Raw genomic sequence first — 22,706 nt, 5'->3', positions numbered from 1 at the left:
GGGTGCCAATCTCCACGGCGGAGAAGCCGCAGGCGAACAGGCCGTCCACCGCCTCCGCGTCTTTGTCCAGGCCCGCGGCCAGGGCCACGGGGTGGGCGAAGCGCAGGCCCGCCACCTCCACGGCCAGCGCGTCGGTGCCGCCCCGCAGGGCCCGTCCCCGCAGGGACTGGCACAGCTCCTGGGAGTGCCCCAGCTCCCTCAACCCGAAGAGGCCCAGCCGGTGCGCGGGCTCCGCCGGGAGTCGGAAGAGCAGCGAGCGAGTCAGTCCGTACATGCGCGCGGGCTCAGGCGGGGATGAACGACGCCTGGCGGGCCCAGGCGAGCGTCTGGTCCACCTGCTCCGGCGTGAGGATGCCGTTGTTCTCCACCAGCTCGATTTCCCGGCGCATGTCCGTCTCGAGCAGGTAGGGGCCGTCGGTGTTGATGGTGAACTTCACCTTGCGGTCCCAGAAGGTGCGGATGATGTGGCGCAGCTCCTCCACGCCCTCCACCGCCTTGGTGTGCAGGTTCGACGTCGGGCACAGCTCCAGCACGATGTCGTTCTCGCGCAGCACCTTCATCGCGTTCTCGTCATAGGCCGCGCGGATGCCGTGGCCGATGCGGTGCGGCTTGAGCTTCTCCACCACGGACATGACGCCCTCGGCGCCCGTGCCCCGCGTCTCGCCGGTGTGCACCGTGCACTTGAGCCCCGCGCGCCGCGCCCGGGCGAAGAGGTCCTCGTACTGCGCGACGACCTCCGGCTTGAGCTCCATGGCGTTGGTCTCCGTGCCGGCCAGGTCGATGCCGTACACGCCGCGCGTGCGGTACTTGATGGCCTTGTCCACCAGGATGCTGTTGAGCCGGTGGTCGAACTCGCGGGCCAGACAGAAGATGAAGCCCACCTTCACGCCGTACTCGAGCACCGCCCGGTCCATGCCGCGCAGCGCCGCGTGGATGATGTGGTCCAGGTCCAACTCGGATTGGAGGTTGCGCTTCATGGGATTGAAGCGCAGCTCAATCTGCGTCACCCGGCTGCCCCGGTACTCCTTGCCGATGATTTCGTAGACGGAGCGCTCAATCGCGCTGGGCGACGACTGAATCTTCTCCGTCCAGGTGTGGAGGATCTTCAGGTAGTCGTCCAGGCTCCCCACCTTGCCCGGACGGGAGGTGATGAGCTCCACGAAGTCGAAGTACGTCTTGACTGGGAGCTTGAAGCCTTGCTGATGGGCGATGGACCAGAGGATGTGGGGGGCCACCGAGCCGCCCACGTGGATGTGCAGGTCGATCAGTTCACGTGCCATGGCGGTATGTATGCACAGTGCCGGGCGCGCGTAAAGGATACGGCTGTCACCGTCTCAGCAGGACGTAGACAGCCCCCGTTCCTCCGTCTTGCGGACGTGCGGTGGCGAACGCCAGCACCAGTCCGCCAATACGTTTCTGTGACAGCCACGACTTCATCAGCTCCTTCAAGACGGGCATCTGGTCCTTGGAGTGCAAACCGCGTCCGTGGACGATGAGCACGCACCGGTGGCGGGCGCGGCGGCTGTCGGAGAGGAAACGCTCCAGCGCCGCCTTCGCCTCGGGCTGCGTCTTGCCGTGCAGGTCCAACTGACCCTGGATGGAGAAGTCTCCGCGGCGCAGGGCGCGCAGCAGGTTGCGGTCCACGCCGGGGCTGGTGCCCTCCAGGAACTCGTCCGCGCCGGAGGAGATGTCGAAGTCACCCTGGCCGGCGACCAGCTCGGAGAGTTGCGCGAGCGCCTCCGCGTTTTCGTCGATGAGCTCCGGCAGGCGCGGGTTGGACTTGGGCGCCTCGCCCCGATTCGTGATTTGCGCCACGCCGTCCATGGCGGAATAGAAGAGGGCGGCGTCGTCCTCGGCGCTCTCTCGGGTCGGCTTCGCCTTGGCGCGCACGGGGGCGGCCGCGGGCTTGCGCTTCTCCGCCTCGGAGGCGGCGCGGGCCTGGGCCTCCTTCTTCTCCTGGTCCTGGATGGACTTGATGGCGCCCTTGAAGGGGTTGTTGTGGAACGCCTCGTCCTTCTTCTTCGGAGGGGATTTTTTCTGCGAGCTCATGGCGGGAGAAGACCTCGTCGTGGGCGATGGCGGGATGTAACCGGGGGCTACATCCCGCGCAGGCGCCGGATTTCCTCGTAGGCGTCGCGGACTTCCTGGAAGTGGCGGGCGACCTCTTCGGCGTCCTCGCCCTTCAGGTGGGCATGTTTGTCCGGGTGGAGCTCCGCGGCGAGCCGCCGGAAGGCGCTCTTTACCTCGGAGTCCGTGGCGTCGGGCGTCAGCCCGAGCACCTCGTAGTGGGCCGAGCTGTCACCCAGGTGCAGCGCGGCGATGGCGTGCTGCTCCTCGGCGGAGAGCTTCAGGCCGTCGCCCACCCGGCTGAGCACCTCGCGCTCGGAGCGCTGCAGGGAGCCGTCCACGAGCGACAGCTCGAAGAGCGCGTCCAGGAGCCGGCGCCGCTCGCTGGAAGGGAGCGCCTCCTGGCAGGCCGCCACGGCGTCATCGAGGTCGGGCGGGACGGAGATGAAGTCCTTGAGGCGCCCTCGGACGAACTCGAGCGAGTCCGGGCCGTACTTGAGGACCTCCTCGAAGTAGCGGCGAATCTCCCGGACCTCCTCGCGGCGGACTTCACCGTCGGCGCGAGCGACCTCCACGAAGAGGGCACAGAGGCTGCGCGTGAGGTGCGCGTCGGCCTCCTCCTGCACGGACGCGGCGTCGCGGGGCCCGCCCCGTCCCGCGAACGCGGAGGGCACGACGGGGGGAAAGTCGGCGAGGGCGTCGGGGGACTCGGCGGGCAGGGCGTTCATCTCGTCGAACCGGTGTCCGACGAAGCCACCCACTGCCCCAAGCAGGACAATGGCCCACGGACTGCCGATGAGCAGCCCGACACAGAGACCTATCATCACCCCGAGCACTTTTCCTGAGCCCATGGCCGCGGTTTCCCTCCCTACCGGGAAGGGAGTCTCTCATAGAGTGGGCCGCGCTATGGCCCAGTTGATCGACGGCAAGGCAGTGGCGGCGCGGGTGCGAGCCGAGGTGAAGGCGGAGGTGGATCGGCTCAAGGTGGAGCGGGGCCTCGTCCCCGGACTCGCCGTGGTGCGGGTGGGGGAAGACCCCGCGTCCAAGACGTATGTCACCGGAAAGAAGAAGGCCGCCGAGGAAGTGGGCTTCCACTCCTGGGAGCACCACCGGGATTCCACGGTGTCGCAGGACGAGCTCCTGGCGCTGGTGCACCGGCTCAACGAGGACCCCGCGGTGCACGGCATCCTGGTGCAGCTGCCCCTGCCCCGGCACATCGACGCGGACGTCATCATCTCCGCGGTGCGGCCGGAGAAGGACGCGGACGGCTTCCACCCGATGAACGCGGGCAGCCTGCTGCTGGGCCGCGCGGCGACCCGGCCCTGCACGCCCCTGGGCGTCATGCGGCTGTTGGAGGAGATTGGCTGCGAGCCGTCCGGCAAGCGGGCCGTCGTCGTGGGCCGCAGCAACATCGTGGGCAAGCCGATGGCGCTGATGCTCCTGCAGCGCAACGCCACCGTCACACTCTGCCACAGCAAGAGCGACCTGCCGAGCGAGGTGTCGCGGGCGGATATCCTCGTCGTGGCGGTGGGCGTGCGGGAGCTGGTGAAGGGCGCGTGGATAAAGCCTGGCGCGGTGGTCATCGACGTGGGGATGAACCGCAAGGAGGAGGACAACAAGCTGGTGGGTGACGTGGAGTTCGCCGCCGCCTCCGAGCGCGCGTCCTTCATCACCCCCGTGCCCGGCGGCGTCGGGCCCATGACCATCGCCATGCTCATCCGCAACACGCTCGAGGCGGCCATCCGGAATCTTGTCCCTTCCTCCCATTGACAGTCTTTGGGGAGATGGCGTGTGTGTTTCACGACGCTCCTGGAATTGGCCGCCCTGGGGAGCCCGGGTCTTCGCTAGTAAAGGCAGACGCTCTCCGGCGAGTCCTCCGCCGGGCCTGACTGCCCGGTTGTCTCGCGTCGCACGTTGTTCGTCGGTGGGTGCTGGCCAGGGGGAACGGGCCGGACACGAGCCGTGCGGGTGGCGGGTCTGCCCGCAGAGGCGCTGAGGGCCCACGCGAGCAGGCGTGGGTGAGGAGTGAGCGACATGAGAGGGATTCAGACAGGGTTGGCGCTCGTCTGCGCCTGGTGGATGGGAGGGGAGGGCGTCGCCTGGGCACAGCAAGCGCGGCGCACGCTTCATCCGGTGGTCTTCGCGCATGGCCTGTCCGGCTATGACGACCTGCTGGGCTTTGATTACTTCGGGGACGAGCTGGGCAACTTCGTGGGGGATGCGTGTGACGAATTGCTGGAATTGAGCTGCAACCCCTATCTCAACTCGGGACAGCGGGCGTTCGGCGCGCAGGTGCAGGCCTTCCAGTCCTCGGAGGTGCGTGGGCTGGACCTGGCGTCCGATATCGAGGGCGTGCTGGCGACCACGGGCGCGACGCGGGTGAACATCGTCGGCCACTCGCAGGGCGGCATCGACGCGCGCAAGGCCTCCAAGGTGCTCTTCGAGCGGCAGGGCCGCGCCGTGGTGGACGTCATCGTGAGTGTGTCCTCGCCGCACCGGGGCTCGCCGGTGGCGAAGTATGTGTTGGACCTGGGGCCCGGGGTGACGTCCGTGGTCGCCGCGCTGGCGAACATCTTCGGCGACATCATCTACAAGCCGGGCAACGACGGCATCGCCGCCGTCAAGCAGCTCATCTACAACGACGCGGACGCCACGGACGGCATCGTCACGGGCATGAAGGCCTTCAACGCGGCCAACCCCATGGACTCGCGTTATGCCTCCCACTATGCGTCGCTGCTCACCGCGCAGGCCGGGCTGGAGGTCAATCCCGCGTTCTTCCTGGTGCGCCTGGCGTTCTATGACATCGACGGGGACGGGTTCTGCGTCGACGACTGTGACAACGACGGCGCGGCGGGGCAGGGCGACGGCGTGCGCAACGAGCGCGATGACGACGGCGTGGTTGGCATCAACTCCCAGCAGATGGGGCCTCGGCTGCGCTACACGGACGCGCCGCTCGGGCTGGACTCCATCACCGTGGACGGCTCGCTGGGGCCCGTCACGGACCTCAACGCGCCCGGCAGCGCGCAGATGACGTCGCTTTCCAGCGTCCTGGACCAGGACCACCTGGACGTCGTCGGCTTCGGCCCGGACCTGTTCGACGAGCTGGGGTTCTACGCCGCCATCATCCACTACATCAGCCAGCACGAGTGACGCGGACGGCGTGACTCATTCCCAGGCCAGGGCGTAGTCGCAGTCCAGCAGCCGTGGCTCATGACCCTCGACGCGCACGTCCCTGGCGCCGAGGGTCTGCAATACGGCGAGCAATACCCCCTGGTGATACGGAGGAGGCATGAAGTCGCGCCGCATGTGGAGACAGCCCTTGCGCTCGCTCTCCCACGACACGTGCCGCTCACCGTAGCTGACGGACGCGGAGTATCCCCACGGCAGGTGTTCGACGAGCCGGCGGGGTGAGCCATTGGCCGCGGTCAGCAGCGTCCTTCCCAGCGCCGACGCGAGGAAGTCCCGCGTGGCCTGCGCTCCCATCGTCTCCAGGGCCCTGTCGAAGCCGCCGAGCCTGGGCGCGAGCAGCCCGGCGGCGCAGTACGACAACCGGAGGAAGTCATTGATGGGGTAGAGGAAGAAGGGGACGAAGCGGCGCTCCTTGGAGGTGGTGAGGCACCGGGCCCGGGCCGCCTCTCCGGCCACGCGGCGCACCACGTCCAGCACGCCCAGGAAGAACATGCCTCGCGCCTTGTCGCGCGACGTGGTCAACGCCAGTCTTCTCGCGAGCTCCGTGAGGGGGTCGACCCCGCCGCGCTCCTCGCCCATCTCCAGACCCTCGTCCCTGTGCGTGCTCGCGTCCATGTCATGGTCGTACGCCGCTTGTCTGGGAAACCCACGCCCTCCTCGGGAGGAGTTGAGCGACACTTCACATCCGCCGCCCCTGATGACGGCACGGCGGCGTTTCCTACGCCCAGGACATGACGTATTCGCAGTCCAGCAGGCTCAAGGGCCGTCCGCGGACCCTGGCGACGCGCGTCCCCACGGCTTGCAACACCGCCAGCAACACCCCCTCATGGTAGGTGTGCGGCATGAAGTCCCTGAACACGTTGAAGCAGCCCTCGTGCGCGCCCGTCCAGGTGACATGCCGTTCGCCATAGGTGACGGCGGTGCGATAGCCAGACGGAAGATTGTTGATGAGTCGACGCGGATCTCCCGCGGCGAGCATCAGGAAGCTGCGGCCCACCACCGAGTCGAGGAAGTCATGGGTCGCCTGGGCGCCGATGATGCGCATCGCCGTCTCGAAGCCGCCGAGTCTGGGCGCGAGGACTTCCGCCGCCGCGAAAGACATCCGGAGGAAGGCGCTGACCGGGTAGAGGAAGAAGGGGACGAAGCGCCGCTCCCCAGAGGCCGCCAGACAGCGGGCCGCCGCCGTCTCTCCTGATTCGCGGCGCACCACGTCCAGCACGCCCAGGAAGAACATGCCCCGGGCCCTGTCTTCGCTCGCCGTCAGTCCCAGTCGCCGTTCCAGCTCGCACCCAGGGTCGATGACTTCTCTTTCCCTGCTCCGGAACGCAATCACTGTCATGGGCTCCCCCCCGACATGGAAGTTGAGTCAGGAGGCGCGCGGCCCCCGGACTCGCTCCTGAAAGTGAGGCAATCCGAGTACTCTGAAAAGCCCGGCCGGGTGCGACGCGGGTCGGTGTGTGCTGTCTCAGTGGGGACAGTTGCAGGCACCTTCCAGACGAGGGGCCGGGACAAGAGGCTCATCCCCACCGCGCCGGGAGGTGATGGCCAATTCACAGCGCGGACCGCCAGGCATGCGGGATGTGGCGGCTTCTGGTCGTTGCGTCCCACTCATGGAATGAACGCACGGTGTGTTCACACGTCGCAGGCCGAGCCCCCTGCGGGCCACGGCGCGATGTGCCGTGGGATGACGCGGGAGGGCGCGGGCGCTGTCTGTCGTCGACGACATGACGCGTCGGGCCCCCACGTGTTCTTCCACGCGGAGGCCCGACCCGTGCTCGTGTCTGACGACGCGCCCGGCGGACCGGGGACGTCCGAGGACTCAGCGGCTCAGCACCTGGACCTCGATGCGGCGGTTCATGTCGCGACCCTCCGTGGTGGTGTTGGGCGCCAGGGGCTGCGCGGCACCCACGGCGGCGACGTCCACGCGATTGGCGGAGATGCCATCATCGACGAGCGCGGAGCGCACCGCCTCCGCCCGACGCTTCGCCAGCTGGCTGTTGACGGTCGCATCACCCGTGGCATCCGTGTGGCCGGTGATGCGCACGCGCGAGTTGGGCTTCTCACGCAGCACCGAGGCCAGCTGCCCCACGCTCGCGTCGCTCTGCGGCGTCAGCGTCGCGGAGCCTTCCTCGAAGGCCACGCCCGCAAGGATGAAGCTGCGCGCGCCGCTGTCGATGGCCTGCCGCATGCCCTGCGCATCCCGGGCCACCGGCGGCGTGGTGCCCGCCGTGCCGCCGCCACCCACGCCGGTGTCCGTCGGGCGCTGCTGCGGCTGCGGCTGCGCCTGGGGCCGCGCGGGCTCCGTGACGGCCGCCTGCTCGCGCCGGGGTTCACTGCGGCGTCCGCGCGTGAGGAACCAGCCCGCCAGCAGCGCGAGCAGCGCCACGGGGATGACCCAGGAGAGGTTTCTCTTCTTGGGCTCCGCGTGGTGCACCGGCGCCCGTTCGATGGGCTGCTGCCGCCGCACCGTCTCCACGGTGGGGATGGCGCGCGTCTCGTGGACCTCCTCGACGACGCGAGGCCCCACCGCCGCGGCGGCGCCACCGATGCCCAGGATGCTGCCCAGCCCCGCGGGCAGCGCGGACGACAGCAGCGACTTCTGGCTGCCCAGGAGCTGTCCCAGCCCCGCGGCGCCCATGCGGTTGTCACGCACGTGCTTGCCGATGACGCCCATGATGACGGGAGCCACCAGCGCCATCATCCCGCCCGCGGACTTGCTGTTGCTGAACCCGCTGGAGCGACCGAGCGCACTGGTGATGCTGCCCAGCTTGTCTCCAAACAGGCCACTGAGCATGCCCTGTCCCTTCTCCTCGGTGTCCGCGGAGAGGATGTCTTCCTTGCCCGCGCTGGGCCCCGTGAAGCCGCCTTCGTTGAGCTGGGACATCAGCCGCTGGGCGCCTGCTTCCGTGGAGCCTCGCTCCGCCACGCTCCCGCCCACCGCGGCGATGGCACCGGGCAAGGCCTTGCCCAGGGTGCTGGGGTCCTCGCCCATCGCGGAACCCATCTGCTGCATCACGTTGCCCGTGAAACGCTCACGCACCATGTCGATGAGGTTGAAAGCCATGCGAATGCCTCCTCCGTGGTTCGGCACCAGTTGGCCCGGTGCGGGGAGTCGCTCATCGCCTGCATGGCGCCGGGGGCTCCGGAGCGAACGACTCTTCAGGGGACGAAAGTGCGGACCGCCTTGCTGGGGAACATCACCCTGGCGGCGTGCTCGGGCAGGGGGGCCGTTGCACGCCTGCTCCCGGAAGACCCCTTGCCGCCTCCGCGCCGTGCCGGCTTGACGGCGGGCGGGCGTGGGCGCCAGCGTCCAGTCCCGGACGCTGGGCGAAGGACTGGAGGGGGTTCGTGGTGACGCGCGAGGAGCGAATCGAGGGAGGGCTGCTGGGGCTGTTGGTGGGAGACGCCCTGGGCGTGCCTTACGAATTCCACCCGTCGGAGAGGATTCCCTCGGCCGACGCGATTGAGTTCGAGCCCCCCGCGGGCTTTGGTCGCTCCCACCCCGACGTTCCCCCTGGGACATGGTCCGACGATGGCGCCCACGCGCTGTGCCTGTTGGACTCGTTGCTCTATCAGGGGCGGCTGGACCTGGAGGACCTGGGCCGGCGCCTGGTGAACTGGCGGGAATGGGGTTACCTCGCGGTGGATGGTCAGGTCTTCGACGTGGGCATCCAGACGGACCGGGCCCTGTCCATGTTCCGCGCCGGAGTGCCTGGGACGAGCTCCGGACCTTCGGGTCAGCAGGACAACGGCAATGGCTCGCTCATGCGCGCGCTGCCGCTCGCGCTGTGGCATCGCGGGACTGACGCGGAACTCGCCTCCGACGCCATGCTCCAGTCCCTGGTGACGCATGGCCACCTTCGCTCGCGGGTGTGCTGCGCGCTGTACTGCCTCTGGGCCCGCCGCGCGCTGGAGGGCTCGGACCGTCCCTGGGACGCCGCGTTGGAGGCCTTCCGGGCGCTGCATCCCGAGGGCACCGAGGCCCGCACGGAGCTGGACGATGCCGTCCTTCCGCGCGGTGCCGAGGACACGCCCGGGCGCGGCTCGGGGTATGTGGTGGACTGTCTGCGTTCAGCGCGCGACTGCGTGGCGGCCGGCGGCGGCTACGAGCAGGTGGTCCGCGCCGCGGTGCGACTGGGCAATGACACCGACACCACGGCGGCGGTGGCGGGCGGCGTCGCGGGAGTGATGCTGGGCGCGCGGGCCATTCCGGAGCGGTGGCGTTCGGCGCTGCGGGGGCGCGAGCTGCTGGAGCCGCTCTTGCGCAAGCTGCTGGTGCACGCCGCACGCTGAGCTGAAGGGATACCGCGGGCCTCGCTCCGCCCACCCCCCCGGGGGCGGAGCGAGGCCTTCAATCCAACGCCAGCCGTCGGGGAGTCCACCGGCCCGGGCTAGAGCAGGCTCCGGCCTGCGTGGGCCGCGTCCTCCGCCATCACCACGCCGCGATGATATGTCCAGGGCGGCTTCCTGCAACTCGATTTAAAGCCGGATTGACCGGATGTCATCGCGTCTGGCTTTGGAATTGTACCCAGGTACAACGCCTGCCATTGGAGCCCGCAGCGCCCCACCGCCCACGAGGCCGGGACAGGTGTTGGCGACGCCACAACCTGTTAAAGCCGAAAGAACTGCATTGCTGGATATGCGCGGCGCGTTAGTATGGGGCGGATCCTGAGGGGCCAGCACGGCCGGGGTGAGCCTGAGGATGTCGAAGAACCAAGAAGCGGATGCGCTCGCGGGACGGGCGTTGGCGAGTCATCTGGGCACGCTGGAGGTCCTGCGTCCCACGCCGCTGGCGGCGGAGCCCGGGCGACAGGATTCCAAGCCGCTGGACGCGGCGCTGGAGTCGCGCGTGCGGTGGCTGTTGTCGGAGTACTTGAGCGCGGTGCGAAGGCGGGCGGATGGGCTGTGCATCTGGCTGATGGGGGGGCAGTGGCTCTTCGCGCTCGCCCTGGCCGTGGTGACGTCCGCGCACCCGTGGGACTGGAGGCTGCGCCCCAGTCCGGAGCCGCTGTGGGTGGCGCTGCTCCTGGGCGGGCCGCTGTGCATCATCCCGGTGACGCTGGCACTGGTGCGGCCGGGCGCGGTGGTGACGCGGCAGGTGATGGCGGTGACGCAGGTGTTGTGGTCCGTGCTGCTCGTGCATCTGTCGGGCGCGCGGCTGGAGACACACTTCCACGTCTTCGGCTCGCTGGCGCTCCTGAGCTTCTATCGGGACCCGAGGGTGCTGCTGACCGCGGGCGTGACGGCGGTGGTGGCCCACGTGCTGCGAGGGATTGGCTGGCCGGAGCCGGGGGCGACGTTCTCCGGCGCGCCGGGGTGGAGCGTGCTGGAGTTGGCGTTCTGGGTGGGGCTGGTGGACGGGGTGCTGGTGCTCGCGTGTCGGGGCGTGGCGCGGGAGATGCGGCGCGTCGCGGAGCGGCAGGTGTTGCTGGAGCGCGCGTATGAGCGCGAGAAGCAGGAGCGCGAGCGGGTGACGGAGCGCAGTGGCCGGGAGCTGGAGGACTCGCGTGAGCGGATGGCTCGCCTGGAGAAGCTCGCGGCGGTGGGGCAGTTGACGGCGACGGTGAGCCACGAGCTGCGCAATCCGCTGGCGGCCGCCCGCACGGCGAACGCGGCGGTGGCGCGGAGGCTGCGCAACGTGGAGGGGGCGCTGGAGGACCCCCGGCTGCAGCGCTTCCTCGCCATCGTCGACCGGGAGCTGGGCGTCTGCGCCAGCCTCACGTCGGAGATGCTGGAGTTCGTGCGGGAGCGTCCGCTGGTGCTCCAGCCGTGCTCGTTGCACGGGCTGATGGAAGAGGTCATCGACGTGGTGCCCTCCCGCGAGGGCGTGGCGGTGATGAACCGCGTGCCCACGGCGCTCGAGCCCCCCTGGGTGGACCGGGAGATGCTGCGCAAGGTCCTCATCAACCTGGTGCAGAACGCGGTGGAGGCGATGCCCCTGGGCCGCCAGGGAGTCGTGGAGGTCTCCGCGGAGCTGGGCGTCGGGCGGGCCTTCCACATCCGGGTCTCCGACAACGGTGGAGGGATTCCGGCGGGTGTGCTGGACCACATCTTCGACCCGCTCTTCACCACCAAGGAGCACGGCACGGGCCTGGGGCTGACGGTGGTGTCCAGCACGGTGCGGCAGCACGGTGGGACGTTGCGGGTGGAGAGCCGCGAGGGGGAGGGCAGTGTCTTCACCATCTGCCTGCCCCGCGCGCGTTCTGTGACCGGGGTCGCCTGCTCGTCGTGAGGCGCGAAGGCCCGCGCCTCAGAACAGGCGCGTGAGGCGGAGGGTGCTCGGGCCCGACAGCGCCGTCAGGCCGGAGGGATACAGGCACGGCGTGAGGTCCAGGGGACTCATGGCCTGGGTCATCATCACGGCGTCTCCCTGGAAGCGGCCTCCCGTCACCAGCCCGACGGAGACGAAGACGCGGGCGCCGTTGATGACATCCACTCCGGCGCCCTTGAGGGCGAAGGTCGAGACGGAGCCGTCATCCCAGGTGACGGTCGTCTCGCTGGGGCCCAGGTTGCCGCCGCAACTGGTGGACAGCTCCGTCGTGGCCACGAGCACGCCCGAGGTGACGAGCGTGTCGTTCGAGGTGCACGTGTCGTAGCTCGTGTAGTTCGTGGCGGTGACGCGTCGGTTGGACAGCCGGAGTCCGGGCTCCCAGGTCTGATAGGCGCCGCCGGAGCACGTCAGGTCCGTCGTGCCCACCTGCGCCGACGCGGGCGTGGCTTGGAGGAGGAGTGCGCCGAGCAGCGCGGGCAGGGCGGACAGGAGGACTCTCGACGACATGAAGGGCTCCGTGGGCGGCTGGGATGTGAGTCGCTGGATGGCTCGGAGCGCCCGAGCCGTCCACCCCGCACCCATGAAAGCCAGTTGCGCGGGGCCGGATGAGTGAGGCCCGTGAAGCGACCTCACCAGTCCGACCGTCAGTCGCACGGCCCTGTCGGGAACCAGCGGCCCACGTCCGCTGGGAGGTGCTTCAGCGCAGCCGGGTGATGACGAGGGGGCTCGTGCCCTCCAGCGACATGAGAACTCCGTGGACGAAGACTCCCAGACGCCTTGGGACTCCAGGGCAGCCACTCGCACACGGACTCGACAGTCTTTGTGCGGAAGGCTGGAATGAATGCCTCCCGACGGGACGAGACACCCGTTGGCTTCTCGTCCAACACGTCTGTCTGAAACATCGCCTCCGACCGCGGGCCCGTCAGCTTCGGAAGGCCTCGCGCACGCCGTCGCGGCGCAAGGTGAAGAGCATCCAGACGGCCACCGGCACTCCCACGACGCAGCCGGGGGACAGGATGTACAGCGCGGTGATGCCGCCGACCGTGGCCAGGCCGTAGCCCTTGAGGTTGAGCGCGCTCAGCGCGCCCCACGCGGACAGCACGCCGCAGAGGATGCCCACCAGCAGCATCAGCGCCAGCGAGCCCGACAGCTCCAGCGGAGCCCCGCCCGGGCCCGCGAACGGCGACGTCACATTCAACGCGGCGAGCACGAAGCCCAGGATGTTGAAGATGACGTTCAGCACGCCCGTGCACAGCAGGAAGAAGGCCGGGGCGCGGACGATCTCGATGACCTTCGCGCGCGGGTCCTCCGGAGGAAGTTGGATACCAGGACCGCTCATGTACGGGCTCTCAGTGCGCTCACGATCATCCGCGTCGCCGGGGACTTGTTGAGCGTGTAGAAGTGGATGCCGGGCACGCCGCGTGACAGCAGCTCCATGCACTGCACCGTGGCGTGCGCCACGCCCAGTTGCACCACCGCGTCCGGCTGGTCCTTCACCCGCTCCAACTGCAGGCCCAGCCGCATGGGCACCGTCGCTCCGCACATCCGCGTGAAGCGCTGCACCTGCTCGAAGTTGGTGATGGGCATGATGCCGGGGACGATGGGGACGTTGATGCCCGCGCGACGGGCCCGCTCCACGAAGTCGAAGTAGAACGCGTTGTCGAAGAAGAGCTGCGTCACCACGAAGTCCAGCCCCGCATCGACCTTGGCCTTGAGATGACGCAGGTCGTCGTCACGGGAGGCCGTCTCCACGTGGCCCTCCGGATAGCACGCGCCTCCCAGGCAGAAGTTGAAATCCTCTTCTCGGATGAATCGCACCAGCTCCGTGGCGTAGGTGAAGCCACCCTCGGCGGTGACGAAGGACTTTTGTCCCTGCGGCGGATCTCCACGGAGGATGAGGACGTTGTCCATCTTCGCGTCCGCCAGCCGCTGGAGCAGCTCCCGCAGCTCCTCTCGCGTGTGGCCCACACACGTCAGGTGGGCCATGGCCTCGATTCCCGTCTCCGCCTTGATGCGCGTGACGAGCTCCAGCGTCCTGTCCCGCGTGCTGCCGCCGGCCCCGTATGTCACGGAGACGAACCCGGGCTCCAGCGGCGCCAGGTCCTCCAGCGTCTTGAGCAGGTTGGCCACCCCTTCGTCGGTCTTCGGGGGGAAGAACTCGAAGGAGAAGCAGGGGTTGGACGGATTCAATCGATTACGAATCTTCATGTTGGTCCCAGTGTAGACGGTCCCCGTCGGCCTTGATCGGCGAAGGTGCGCGGCTATAGTCCGCGCCGTTTTCACTCCCCCTTCATCAGGAGAAGCCGATGGCCCGGCGTACGCCGCTCAACGACGCCCACCGCGCGCTGGGCGCTCGGATGGTCGACTTCGCGGGTTGGGACATGCCCGTTCAGTACACCTCCGTCATCGCCGAGCACGAGGCGGTGCGCAACCACGTTGGACTCTTCGACGTGTCGCACATGGGTGAGGTGGAGTTCGCGGGGCCCGGCGCGCTGGAGACCGTCAACGCCCTCATCTCCAATGACCTCGCTCGCATCGCGGACGGGCAGGCCGTCTATGCGGGCTTGCTCAACGAGCAGGGAGGCTTCGTCGACGACGTCGTCGCCTACCGCTTCAGCCCCGAGCGCATCCTCATCTGCGTCAACGCGAGCAACCGCGACAAGGACTTCGCGTGGATGAAGGAGCATGCGCGCGGTGTCACGCCCGTGGACCGGGGTGAGGACTACGCGCAGATCGCCGTGCAGGGCCCCAAGGCCGCCGGCCTGGTGCAGCGGCTGACGAAGACGGACACGTCCAAGGTGGGCACCTACCGCTTCGCGGAGGGCGAGGTGGCGGGCGTGCGCGCCATCATCTCGCGCACCGGCTACACGGGTGAGGATGGCTTCGAGCTGTACTGCGCCCCGGGAGACGCGGTGGCGCTCTGGAACGCACTGCTCACCGAGGGCCAGCAGGACGGCGTGAAGCCGTGCGGCCTGGCGTCGCGCGACAGCCTGCGCACGGAGATGAAGTACGCGCTCTACGGCAATGACATCGACGACTCGCACACCGCGCTGGAGGCGGGGCTGGGGTGGATCGTCAAGCTGGACAAGGCGGGCTTCATCGGCAAGGACGCGCTGGTGGCGCAGAAGGCCGCGGGCGTGAAGCGCAAGCTGGTGGGCTTCGAGCTGACCGGCGCGGGCATCCCTCGTCACGGCTATCCCATCCACAAGGACGGCAAGCCGGTGGGCGAGGTGACGAGCGGCACCATGGGCCCGACGGTGAAGAAGCCCATCGGCATCGGCTACGTGCCCGCGGAGCTGGCCGCGGAGGGCTCCACGTTCGACGTCGAGATTCGCGGTCGCGCCGTTCCCGCCGTGGTGGTGAAGACGCCGTTCCACAAGAAGCCCTGAGTTCCTTCTAGCCCTGTCGAGGAGCACCCCATGTCCGATCCGAACATCCCCGAAAACCTCAAGTACACCAACGAGCACGAGTGGGCCCGCGTCGAGGGCAACAAGGTGACGGTGGGAATCACCTTCCATGCCCAGTCCACGCTCGGCGACGTCGTCTATGTGGAGCTGCCCAAGGTGGGCACGACGATCGAAAAGGACGAGCCGTTCGGCACCGTCGAGTCCGTGAAGGCCGTCTCCGAGCTCTTCTCGCCCGTTTCCGGGAAGATCACGAAGGTGAACGCTGCACTCTCCGACGCCCCCGAGACGCTGAACACCGACCCCTACGGCGACGGGTGGATTGTCGAAATCGAGCTCTCGGACACCAGCCAGCTGAGCGAGCTCCTGGACGCCGCCGCCTACGCCAAGCTGCTCAAAGAAGCCTGAGAGTGAAGCGCCGCAGGGCCGTTGTTAGTGACGGTCCTCGAATTTTCCGACTCCGCCGTCGTGAGTCGCACGCGAGCCACCACCGCCATGTCCCTGAACTGGAAGTACCAGGAGTCGTTCGCCGGCCGGCACATCGGTCCGGATGAGCAGGAGCTGAAGCAGATGTTGTCCGCGCTGGGCGTGGACTCGCTCGATGCTTTCATCGACCAGACCGTGCCTCCGGCCATCCGCTCCAAGGAGCCGCTGCGGCTGGGGCCGGCGCGCGGGGAGCATGACCTGCTCGCTCAGCTGGAGGCCATCGCCGCGAAGAACCAGGTGTTCCGGTCCTTCATCGGCATGGGCTACCACGACACGCACACGCCCAACGTCATCCTCCGCAACATCTTCCAGAACCCGGGCTGGTACACGCAGTACACGCCCTATCAGGCGGAGATTGCCCAGGGCCGGCTGGAGGCGCTGCTCAACTTCCAGACGCTGGTGATGGACCTGACGGGCCTGGAGGTCGCCAACGCGTCCCTGCTCGACGAGGGCACGGCCGCCGCCGAGGCGATGGCGCTGGCGCTGCACGTGAAGGGCGACGACGCCAATGCCGCCTTCTTCGTCTCCGAGGGCTGCCACCCGCAGACGGTGGATGTGGTGCGCACGCGCGCCGAGCCGCTGGGCGTGGAGGTCGTCGTGGGTGACCACCGCACGGTGGACCTGGGCGCGAAGAAGTACGTGGGCGCGCTGGTGCAGTACCCGGCCACGGATGGGGCGGTGCTGGACTACCGCGCGTTCGGCGAGAAGGTTCATGCGGCGGGGGGCCTGTTCATCGTCGCCGCGGACCTCTTGAGCCTTACGCTGCTGACGCCTCCGGGCGAGTTCGGCGCGGACGTGGCGGTGGGCAGCGCGCAGCGCTTCGGCGTGCCCATGGGGTACGGCGGTCCGCACGCGGGCTACTTCGCGACGAAGAACGCGTACACGCGCGTGATGCCGGGCCGCCTCATCGGCGTCTCCGAGGACGCGCAGGGCCGGCGCGCGCTGCGCATGGCGCTGCAGACGCGCGAGCAGCACATCCGCCGCGAGAAGGCGACGAGCAACATCTGCACCGCGCAGGTGCTGCTGGCCGTCATCGCCAGCATGTACGCCGTCTACCATGGGCCCCAGGGCCTGAAGGCCATCGCCGAGCGCGTGCACGGGCTCACCGTGTTGCTGGCGCGGGGGCTGGCGAAGCTGGGCCTGAAGGTCCGGCACGAGCAGTACTTCGACACGCTGCGCGTGGAGCTGACGACGCCGCAGGTGCGCGCGGTGCTCGGGGCGGCGGAGTCGGCGCGGATGAACTTCCGCCGCATCGACGAGAAGACGCTGGGTGTGTCGCTGGACGAGACGTCCCGCGTGTCCGACGTGGAGGCCATCCTCACCGCGTTCGCCACGGGCGCGGGCAAGGCGGCGGCGCCGTCGCTGGAGGACGTGGGCGCCAACGTGGAGACGCCGGTGGTGCCGGAGCTGCGCCGCACGAGCGCGTTCCTCACGCACGCCGTCTTCAACAGCTACCACTCCGAGACGGAGATGCTGCGGTACATCCGGCGGCTCGAGGCGAAGGACCTGTCCTTGACGCACTCGATGATTCCGCTGGGCAGCTGCACGATGAAGCTCAACGCCACCGCGGAGATGATTCCGGTGACGTGGCCGCAGTTCGGCCGGCTGCATCCCTTCGCGCCCACCTCGCAGGCGGCCGGCTACAAGGTCATCTTCGAGCAGCTCGAGCAGATGCTCTCGCAAATCACGGGCTTCGCGGGCTGCTCGCTGCAGCCGAACGCGGGCAGCCAGGGCGAGTACGCGGGCCTGCTCGTCATCCGCGCGTACCACCAGGGGCGAGGGCAGGGGCACCGCGACGTGTGCCTCATCCCGTCCTCCGCGCACGGCACCAACCCGGCCTCCGCCGTCATGGCGGGCTACAAGGTCGTCGTCACCAAGTGCGATGAGAACGGCAACATCGACCTGACCGACTTGCGCGCCCGCGCGGAGGAGCACAAGGACAAGCTCGCCGCGCTGATGGTGACGTACCCGTCCACGCACGGCGTGTTCGAGGAGGAGATCAAGGAGATCTGCTCCATCATCCACGAGCGCGGTGGGCAGGTGTACATGGATGGCGCGAACCTGAACGCGCAGGTGGGCCTCACGGCGCCCGGGCTGGTCGGCGCGGATGTCTGCCACATCAACCTGCACAAGACGTTCTGCATCCCGCACGGCGGTGGTGGCCCGGGCATGGGTCCCATCTGCGTGGCGAGCCACCTGGTGAAGTACCTGCCGGGACACCCGGTCATCCAGACGGGCGGGGCGGACGCCATCGGCGCCATCTCCGCGGCCCCGTGGGGCAGCGCGAGCATCCTGCTCATCTCCTGGATGTACATCGCGATGATGGGCGGGGAGGGCCTGACGAAGGCGACGAAGCTGGCCATCCTCAACGCGAACTACATCGCCGAGCGGCTCCAGCCCCACTACCCGGTGTTGTACCGGGGCAAGCGGGGCAGGGTGGCGCACGAGTGCATCGTCGACCTGCGCCCGCTGAAGAAGACGTCGGGTGTCGAGGTCGAGGACGTGGCCAAGCGGCTGATGGACTACGGGTTCCATGCGCCGACGGTGTCGTTCCCCGTCGCGGGCACGCTGATGATCGAGCCGACGGAGAGCGAGTCCCGCGCGGAGCTGGACCGTTTCTGCGACGCGATGATCGCCATTCGTCAGGAGATTCGTGAGGTCGAGGAGGGCCGCATGCCGAAGGACAACAACGTCCTGAAGAACGCGCCCCACACGGTCCGCACGATTACGAATCCGGAGTGGAACCGTCCGTACTCGCGAGAGCTGGCGGTGTTCCCGGCGCCGTGGGTGCGCGACAACAAGTTCTGGCCGTCCGTGGGCCGCCTGAACAACGTGCTCGGGGACCGCAAGCTCGTGTGCTCGTGCCCGCCCATCGAGGACTACATGACGCCGGAGCCGAAGCCCGCCGTCGCCTGACGGGCCATATAGGCCGGGTACTTCCTGGGGCCGTCTCCCGTACGTAGGGAGGCGGCCCTTGTCGTTTCGCGGGGCCTTTGCCTCGGCCCACGAGAGCATGCGGCTCTTGTCTCTCGCGGGGCCTTCGCGCTCCCGCGCGTCATGAGGGACGCCGACTCAGCTCACGTGCGGCGTGGCACCTTGCGCGCGGTCCGCGCCGTCGTGCTCCGGCTCCACGTGGACGACGACGTCCACCACCTGCGGATAGGCGGCGTGGAGTGTGCGCTCCACCCGGTCCGCCACCTCGTGGGCCTGCGCGGTGGTGAGGTTCGGGTCCACCTCTATTTTCAGGTCCACGTAGACGCTCTCCTCCATGCCCCGGCTGCGCACGTCGCGGCAGCTGCGCACGCCGGCCACGCCCACGGTGTGCTGCGCCACCTGCGCGGGGTCCAACCTCGCCGTGTCGGAGAGGATGCCCACCGCCTGCCGGACGATGCCGTAGGCCACCCAGGCCACGAAGACCATGACGCCCAGCGCGATGATGCCGTCCGCCTTGGGGTAGCCCATCGCCACCAGGCCCAACGACGCGAGCACCGCCAGCGTGACGAAGACGTCCGACATCGTGTGGCTCGCGTCCGCCAGCAGCAGGCTGCTCTTGTACTTGCGCCCGTAGTGCCCCTCCACGCGCGTCACCACCAAGTTGACGCAGAGGGTGAGCACCATCACCACCGCCATGGCCGGCGTCACCTGCGCGTGACGGTCATGCATCAGCGAGTCGAGCGCCATGCGCCCCAGCTCCAACATGCCGATGCCAATCATCGCGCCGATGCCCAGCGACGCGAGCGCCTCGAACTTGCCGTGCCCGTAGGGGTGGTCCTCGTCCGCGGGCCGCGAGGCCACGCCCATGGCCACCAGGCCCAGCACGTTGGAGCCACCGTCGATGAACGAGTGGAGTCCATCCGCCGTCACGGCGGCGGACTGGCTGATGAGTCCGAAGATGAGCTTCGCGCCGGCCACCACCCAGTTGGCCAGGAGGATGGCGAGCAACACGAAGCGGATGCGTTTGCTGCGCTGCTGGAGCGCGACGCTTCTCTCGGCGGGGGAGGTGTCCACGGCGCGGCACCGTAGTGGGAACCGCGTCCGGCCGCGAGGACCTCGCACGCCACGCGTGGTGAAGCGAACGTCAGTTGGGCTGACGGAACAGCCGCATGCGCGGGCCGCCACCCATCTCCAGGAAGAAGCCGAACGAGAAGCGCACCTTCGAGTCGTCGTTCAACAACCCTGGCGGTGGGTTGGGGAAGGGCTGCGCGCGCTGGAACGAGGACACGGCCTCCATGTCCAGGAAGTCCAGGCCGCTGCTCTTCTCCACCTCGATGTTCGTCACGCGGCCCTTCTCGTCCAGCGTGATCTCCAGCATCGTGTGCCGGTCCTTCCCGGTGAACATGTTGCCGGTGGGGTCTCTGCGGCGCAGCGTCTCGTTGGGCTTCCAGTGCATGCCCACGCTCTGCTTCACGCGGTTGAAGAAGCTGGCGTACTTCCACTCGCGAGAGTTGAGCAGCGTGCCGTCGCCTTCGTCCACGTCGCGCAGGTGGTCATTGGGCGCCGCGCCCACCACCTTGTCCATCACCGCGCGCGACGGCATCAACGCGGCGATGCCCGGCGAGCCCACGCGTCCGGCGGAGCCTTCTTCCTCGCCTCCGGTGTCGCCCGGCTGGATTCGGAGCCGCTTCGCGTTGCCCGACAGCTCGTCGCTCTCGTTCTGGTTGTTCACCGCCACGCCCCCGGGCGTGTTCGGGTCCGTCTTCACCTTCACTTCGTTCTTGCGGTGGATGTCGGGGATCTCGAAGGCGAACTTCTGGCCACCCTCGGCGAGCGGCCGGTCATCGTTGCCCATGCCGTTGTTGCCGGCGATGCGCGGCGCCTGCGGCTCCACGTCCGCGCCCTTCTGCTCCTGGGGCGCGGTGCGCTGCGGCATGGCGTTCCGATAGAAGGGCGTCTGCTCCCGGGCTCGCGTCTCCTTGTCCACGCGGTTGTTGTGCTCCGCGAGGTACTTCGCGTCGGGGGCTTCCTGCTCGTTGCCCGGCGCCAGGTCCACCACCTGCCCATTGGGGCGGGTCTCCGGCTTCTTCTCTTCGGGCTTCTTGTCCTGGACGCGGGGCTTCTGGGTCGTCTGCGTCTTCGAGTCCGTCTTGCCCCGATTCCGGGACCACTGGTCCTCCGTCAGGGGCCGCACGGCCACGGACGTGGGAGGACGCGTGACGGGCTTGCGCTCACGCCCCGTGGGGGGAAGCGTTCCCGTGAAGAGCACGACCGACAGGTAGGCGACATGGACCGCCAGGGCAAGCAGCACCGCGGCGACCACTCGCCACGGGGATTGCCGCCGCCTCTTGCGGCGCCAGTCTGTCTTCGGAGAGGAACCCGTGCTCACGGCGCGATGATAAACCTCCGGGCCCGCTGCCTAGTCCCGTCCCGTTCGCGGCAGAACAGGTGGGCAGGGGAGGACATTCACGAGACGTGCACTGTTCCGCAGGCGCGCCCCCTCTTCACGTCAGTAAATGGGGGCGACTTCAGCACCATTGAAGTAGTGACGGAGGATATCCTGGTAGCGCTGCCCGGCCTCCGCTCGGCCGATGGCGCCCGTCTGACACATCCCTACTCCGTGGCCCCAGCCTCCGCCACGGAAAAGCCAGTGGGTGGGCCGGCCCTCGGCGTTCCGCTCGGCTTCCACCACCGCCATGCTGCTGTTCAACATCCCAAAGAGCCTCCGGATGTTCAGTTCGCCACGCACCTGGGTGGCCCCCAGGTCCCCGGATAACGCGAGCACCCGGGCCCGCCCGGACACGCCCCGCTCCTGGAAGCTCATGGCCTGGACTCGGCCCACGCCCAGCCGGGCGACGAGCGCGTCCACCTGCGCCGCCGTGAAGCGCTTCTCCCAGCGGAACTTGCTGGGCTGGGCGAAGCTGGACAGCCGGCAGGCGGCCCCCACGTCGGGCGTGGCCAGCCAGGCCTCCAGCCGCGAGGGGGAAGGGCAGGCCTCCGAGGGCTCCAGGATGTCCGGGCGTCCGCGCAAGCTCGGGTCCGGTGGGCCGCCCCAGACGATGTCGTTGTCCTCGGTGTGGCCGCCGCACACCGCGCTGTAGACGGAGTCCACCAGCCGACCGTCCGCGCTGAACAGCGCCTCGCCCCGGGTCGCCTCCACCGCCGCGGAGGTGCTGGCCGCCTCGCCCGTGCGGCCGCGGTACACCGCGCAGTGCTGCTCCGAGCACAGCAGATACGGGTCCGCCAGGTGCTTGATGCCCACCTTCGCGAGCACCTCGCCGCGCGCGGTGACGGCCTGGGCCTTGAGCGCCTCCGAGTGGGCCCGCGCGAAGATCTCCGCCGGCACCAGGCCCTTGAGCAGGTCCTCGAGCGGCACCACGTTCACCACGGCCAGCAGGCCCGCGCGGTCCACGGAGAACTGGAGCGCGCCTCGGAAGGTCCGGTCCTCGAAGCCGTGGAAGTCGTAGCCGACGCCGAACTCCACCTGACGCACGTCGAAGCCCGCGCCGTCCGGTGAGTCCGCGTCCAGTCGGTCCTGCGCCAGGCCCACCACCGCGCCGGACTCGTCGCGCACCTCGAGGATGGCGCGCGCCGGGGTGCGGACCTCCTCGAAGAGCGTCGTCCTGGCGCCGAACTGGTGCAGCAGCTCCGCCTGTCGTGTCGCCGCGTCCTCGGGGGTGAGCACTTCATCGACGAGGAGCAGCGAGCGCCGGTTGTCGATGACCTTGCCGGCGATGCCGTACACCGCGCCCAGCACCTGCGCGCGCACCGCGAGGCCCCGCGCCTTCCACTCTTCCTGCGCGGCGGCGAGTCCCTCCCGGTCCGCGAACCGGTGCTCGCCCAACTGCACGCGCGCTGCGAGCACCGCCGGCTCGCCCTGTGTCACGCGCACCGTCCACCGCGTTCCCGCCGCGGCGTCCAGCACCTTGTCCACCGCCCCGCCGAAACGCATCCGCATCCGGCCTCGGGGGGAGAACGTCGCCTCGCGCCGTCCTTCCATGAGCTTGATGGGGAGCCGGGGCTCTCCGCCCCGGAAGTCCAGGCGCTTGAGCTCGCCGGGCCCCGGAATGCCCTGGGCCAGCGGGTCTTCTCCGGGCGTGCTCACGGCCGTGGAGGGCTCCACGCCCGCGTCGGTCGTCCCGGCGTCCTCGACGGGTAGCGGCTCCACGGAGCCCCCATCCGTCCCGGCGTCCTGGCGCTCGCTGACCGGGCTGTCCATCGAGGCGCCGGCCAGGTTCGGTGGTGGCTTGGGGCTCGCGCAGGAGGCGAACAGCACGACGGAGAGCAGGAGCAGGACGGCGGTGCGCACGGGGGGCGACACCGTACCCGCCGGGGCGGGGCCTGTCACGGACCGG

19 protein-coding genes and 1 pseudogene are annotated in these 22,706 nt (G+C 69.0%); 7 read left to right on the top strand and 13 right to left on the bottom strand.

Features of this window, described 5'->3' with window-relative positions; genetic code table 11:
* The 4 genes and pseudogenes from HR086_RS11890 to HR086_RS11875 all read right to left on the bottom strand — a co-directional run.
* Positions 1 to 274, bottom strand: a pseudogene (locus tag HR086_RS11890) (dihydroorotate dehydrogenase (quinone)); the annotation flags it as partial.
* A gap of 10 nt (positions 275 to 284) precedes the next feature.
* Entirely contained in the window at positions 285 to 1,280 is a 996-nt protein-coding gene (locus tag HR086_RS11885; protein ID WP_174455231.1) for an adenosine deaminase, read from the bottom strand.
* Between the two features lie 46 nt (positions 1,281 to 1,326).
* A complete protein-coding gene (locus tag HR086_RS11880) occupies positions 1,327 to 2,049 on the bottom strand; it encodes a Smr/MutS family protein (RefSeq protein ID WP_141648752.1) in 723 nt (240 codons plus the stop codon).
* A gap of 47 nt (positions 2,050 to 2,096) precedes the next feature.
* Complete coding sequence (locus tag HR086_RS11875; protein ID WP_141648751.1) at positions 2,097 to 2,918, bottom strand: TerB family tellurite resistance protein; 822 nt, start codon at positions 2,916 to 2,918, stop codon at positions 2,097 to 2,099.
* 55 nt (positions 2,919 to 2,973) lie between these two features.
* On the opposite strand from HR086_RS11875, the gene folD reads away from it, so the two are divergent.
* Entirely contained in the window at positions 2,974 to 3,837 is an 864-nt protein-coding gene (gene folD / locus HR086_RS11870) for a bifunctional methylenetetrahydrofolate dehydrogenase/methenyltetrahydrofolate cyclohydrolase FolD (protein ID WP_174465659.1), read from the top strand.
* A gap of 264 nt (positions 3,838 to 4,101) precedes the next feature.
* Entirely contained in the window at positions 4,102 to 5,217 is a 1,116-nt protein-coding gene (locus HR086_RS11865; protein ID WP_174465658.1) for a triacylglycerol lipase, read from the top strand.
* Positions 5,218 to 5,232: 15 nt separating this feature from the next.
* Here the strand turns inward: HR086_RS11865 and HR086_RS11860 are convergent, their stop codons facing one another.
* The 3 genes from HR086_RS11860 to HR086_RS11850 all read right to left on the bottom strand — a co-directional run bounded on the left by HR086_RS11860 (position 5,233) and on the right by HR086_RS11850 (position 8,320).
* Positions 5,233 to 5,871 carry a TIGR02265 family protein gene (locus tag HR086_RS11860; protein WP_141648748.1) on the bottom strand — a complete coding sequence of 213 codons (639 nt, stop codon included), beginning with the start codon at positions 5,869 to 5,871 and terminating at the stop codon, positions 5,233 to 5,235.
* Positions 5,872 to 5,974: 103 nt separating this feature from the next.
* Positions 5,975 to 6,595, bottom strand: coding sequence for a TIGR02265 family protein (locus HR086_RS11855; protein WP_141648747.1), 621 nt, complete (start codon positions 6,593 to 6,595; stop codon positions 5,975 to 5,977).
* Positions 6,596 to 7,075: 480 nt separating this feature from the next.
* Positions 7,076 to 8,320 carry an OmpA family protein gene (locus HR086_RS11850; protein WP_174465657.1) on the bottom strand — a complete coding sequence of 415 codons (1,245 nt, stop codon included), beginning with the start codon at positions 8,318 to 8,320 and terminating at the stop codon, positions 7,076 to 7,078.
* A gap of 284 nt (positions 8,321 to 8,604) precedes the next feature.
* On the opposite strand from HR086_RS11850, the gene HR086_RS11845 reads away from it, so the two are divergent.
* Both HR086_RS11845 and HR086_RS11840 read left to right on the top strand, forming a co-directional pair.
* Positions 8,605 to 9,549 carry an ADP-ribosylglycohydrolase family protein gene (locus HR086_RS11845; protein ID WP_174465656.1) on the top strand — a complete coding sequence of 315 codons (945 nt, stop codon included), beginning with the start codon at positions 8,605 to 8,607 and terminating at the stop codon, positions 9,547 to 9,549.
* A 409-nt stretch (positions 9,550 to 9,958) separates the two neighbouring features.
* Positions 9,959 to 11,488: a sensor histidine kinase gene (locus HR086_RS11840; RefSeq protein WP_174465655.1), complete on the top strand. Its 1,530-nt coding sequence runs from the start codon at positions 9,959 to 9,961 to the stop codon at positions 11,486 to 11,488.
* Positions 11,489 to 11,506: 18 nt separating this feature from the next.
* Here HR086_RS11840 and HR086_RS11835 read toward each other — a convergent pair whose 3' ends face one another.
* From HR086_RS11835 to metF, 3 genes are all read right to left on the bottom strand, one after another.
* The gene (locus tag HR086_RS11835) at positions 11,507 to 12,034 is read right to left on the bottom strand and encodes a hypothetical protein (RefSeq protein WP_141642680.1); all 528 of its coding nucleotides are present in this window, start codon (positions 12,032 to 12,034) and stop codon (positions 11,507 to 11,509) included.
* A 415-nt stretch (positions 12,035 to 12,449) separates the two neighbouring features.
* Complete coding sequence (locus HR086_RS11830; protein WP_141642679.1) at positions 12,450 to 12,866, bottom strand: hypothetical protein; 417 nt, start codon at positions 12,864 to 12,866, stop codon at positions 12,450 to 12,452.
* Complete coding sequence (gene metF / locus HR086_RS11825; RefSeq protein ID WP_174465654.1) at positions 12,863 to 13,735, bottom strand: methylenetetrahydrofolate reductase [NAD(P)H]; 873 nt, start codon at positions 13,733 to 13,735, stop codon at positions 12,863 to 12,865. Before metF ends, HR086_RS11830 begins: the two co-directional genes overlap by 4 nt.
* Before the next feature lie 98 nt (positions 13,736 to 13,833).
* On the opposite strand from metF, the gene gcvT reads away from it, so the two are divergent.
* The 3 genes from gcvT (at position 13,834) to gcvP (ending at position 18,333) form a co-directional block, all read left to right on the top strand.
* Positions 13,834 to 14,916 (top strand): glycine cleavage system aminomethyltransferase GcvT, encoded by a 1,083-nt coding sequence (gene gcvT / locus HR086_RS11820; protein ID WP_141642677.1) that lies wholly within the window; start codon positions 13,834 to 13,836, stop codon positions 14,914 to 14,916.
* A gap of 30 nt (positions 14,917 to 14,946) precedes the next feature.
* The gene (gene gcvH / locus HR086_RS11815) at positions 14,947 to 15,339 is read left to right on the top strand and encodes a glycine cleavage system protein GcvH (RefSeq protein WP_174465653.1); all 393 of its coding nucleotides are present in this window, start codon (positions 14,947 to 14,949) and stop codon (positions 15,337 to 15,339) included.
* An 87-nt stretch (positions 15,340 to 15,426) separates the two neighbouring features.
* Positions 15,427 to 18,333, top strand: a complete 2,907-nt coding sequence (gene gcvP, locus HR086_RS11810; protein WP_141642681.1) for an aminomethyl-transferring glycine dehydrogenase — start codon at positions 15,427 to 15,429, stop codon at positions 18,331 to 18,333.
* 156 nt (positions 18,334 to 18,489) lie between these two features.
* On the opposite strand, the gene HR086_RS11805 is transcribed toward gcvP, so the two are convergent.
* The 3 genes from HR086_RS11805 to HR086_RS11795 all read right to left on the bottom strand — a co-directional run bounded on the left by HR086_RS11805 (position 18,490) and on the right by HR086_RS11795 (position 22,660).
* Positions 18,490 to 19,425, bottom strand: a complete 936-nt coding sequence (locus HR086_RS11805) for a cation diffusion facilitator family transporter (protein ID WP_141642675.1) — start codon at positions 19,423 to 19,425, stop codon at positions 18,490 to 18,492.
* Positions 19,426 to 19,495: 70 nt separating this feature from the next.
* On the bottom strand, positions 19,496 to 20,740 hold the full coding sequence (locus HR086_RS11800; RefSeq protein ID WP_141642674.1) for an energy transducer TonB: 1,245 nt from the start codon (positions 20,738 to 20,740) through the stop codon (positions 19,496 to 19,498).
* Between the two features lie 120 nt (positions 20,741 to 20,860).
* Positions 20,861 to 22,660: a SpoIID/LytB domain-containing protein gene (locus tag HR086_RS11795; RefSeq protein ID WP_373564287.1), complete on the bottom strand. Its 1,800-nt coding sequence runs from the start codon at positions 22,658 to 22,660 to the stop codon at positions 20,861 to 20,863.
* Between the last annotated feature and the right edge of the window lie 46 nt (positions 22,661 to 22,706).

This window comes from Myxococcus sp. CA039A, assembly GCF_013336645.1.
Taxonomy (GTDB): Bacteria; Myxococcota; Myxococcia; order Myxococcales; family Myxococcaceae; genus Myxococcus; species Myxococcus llanfairpwllgwyngyllgogerychwyrndrobwllllantysiliogogogochensis.
The sequence above is the reverse complement of the archived record's forward strand: the minus strand, read 5'-3'. Positions and strand labels throughout refer to the sequence as shown.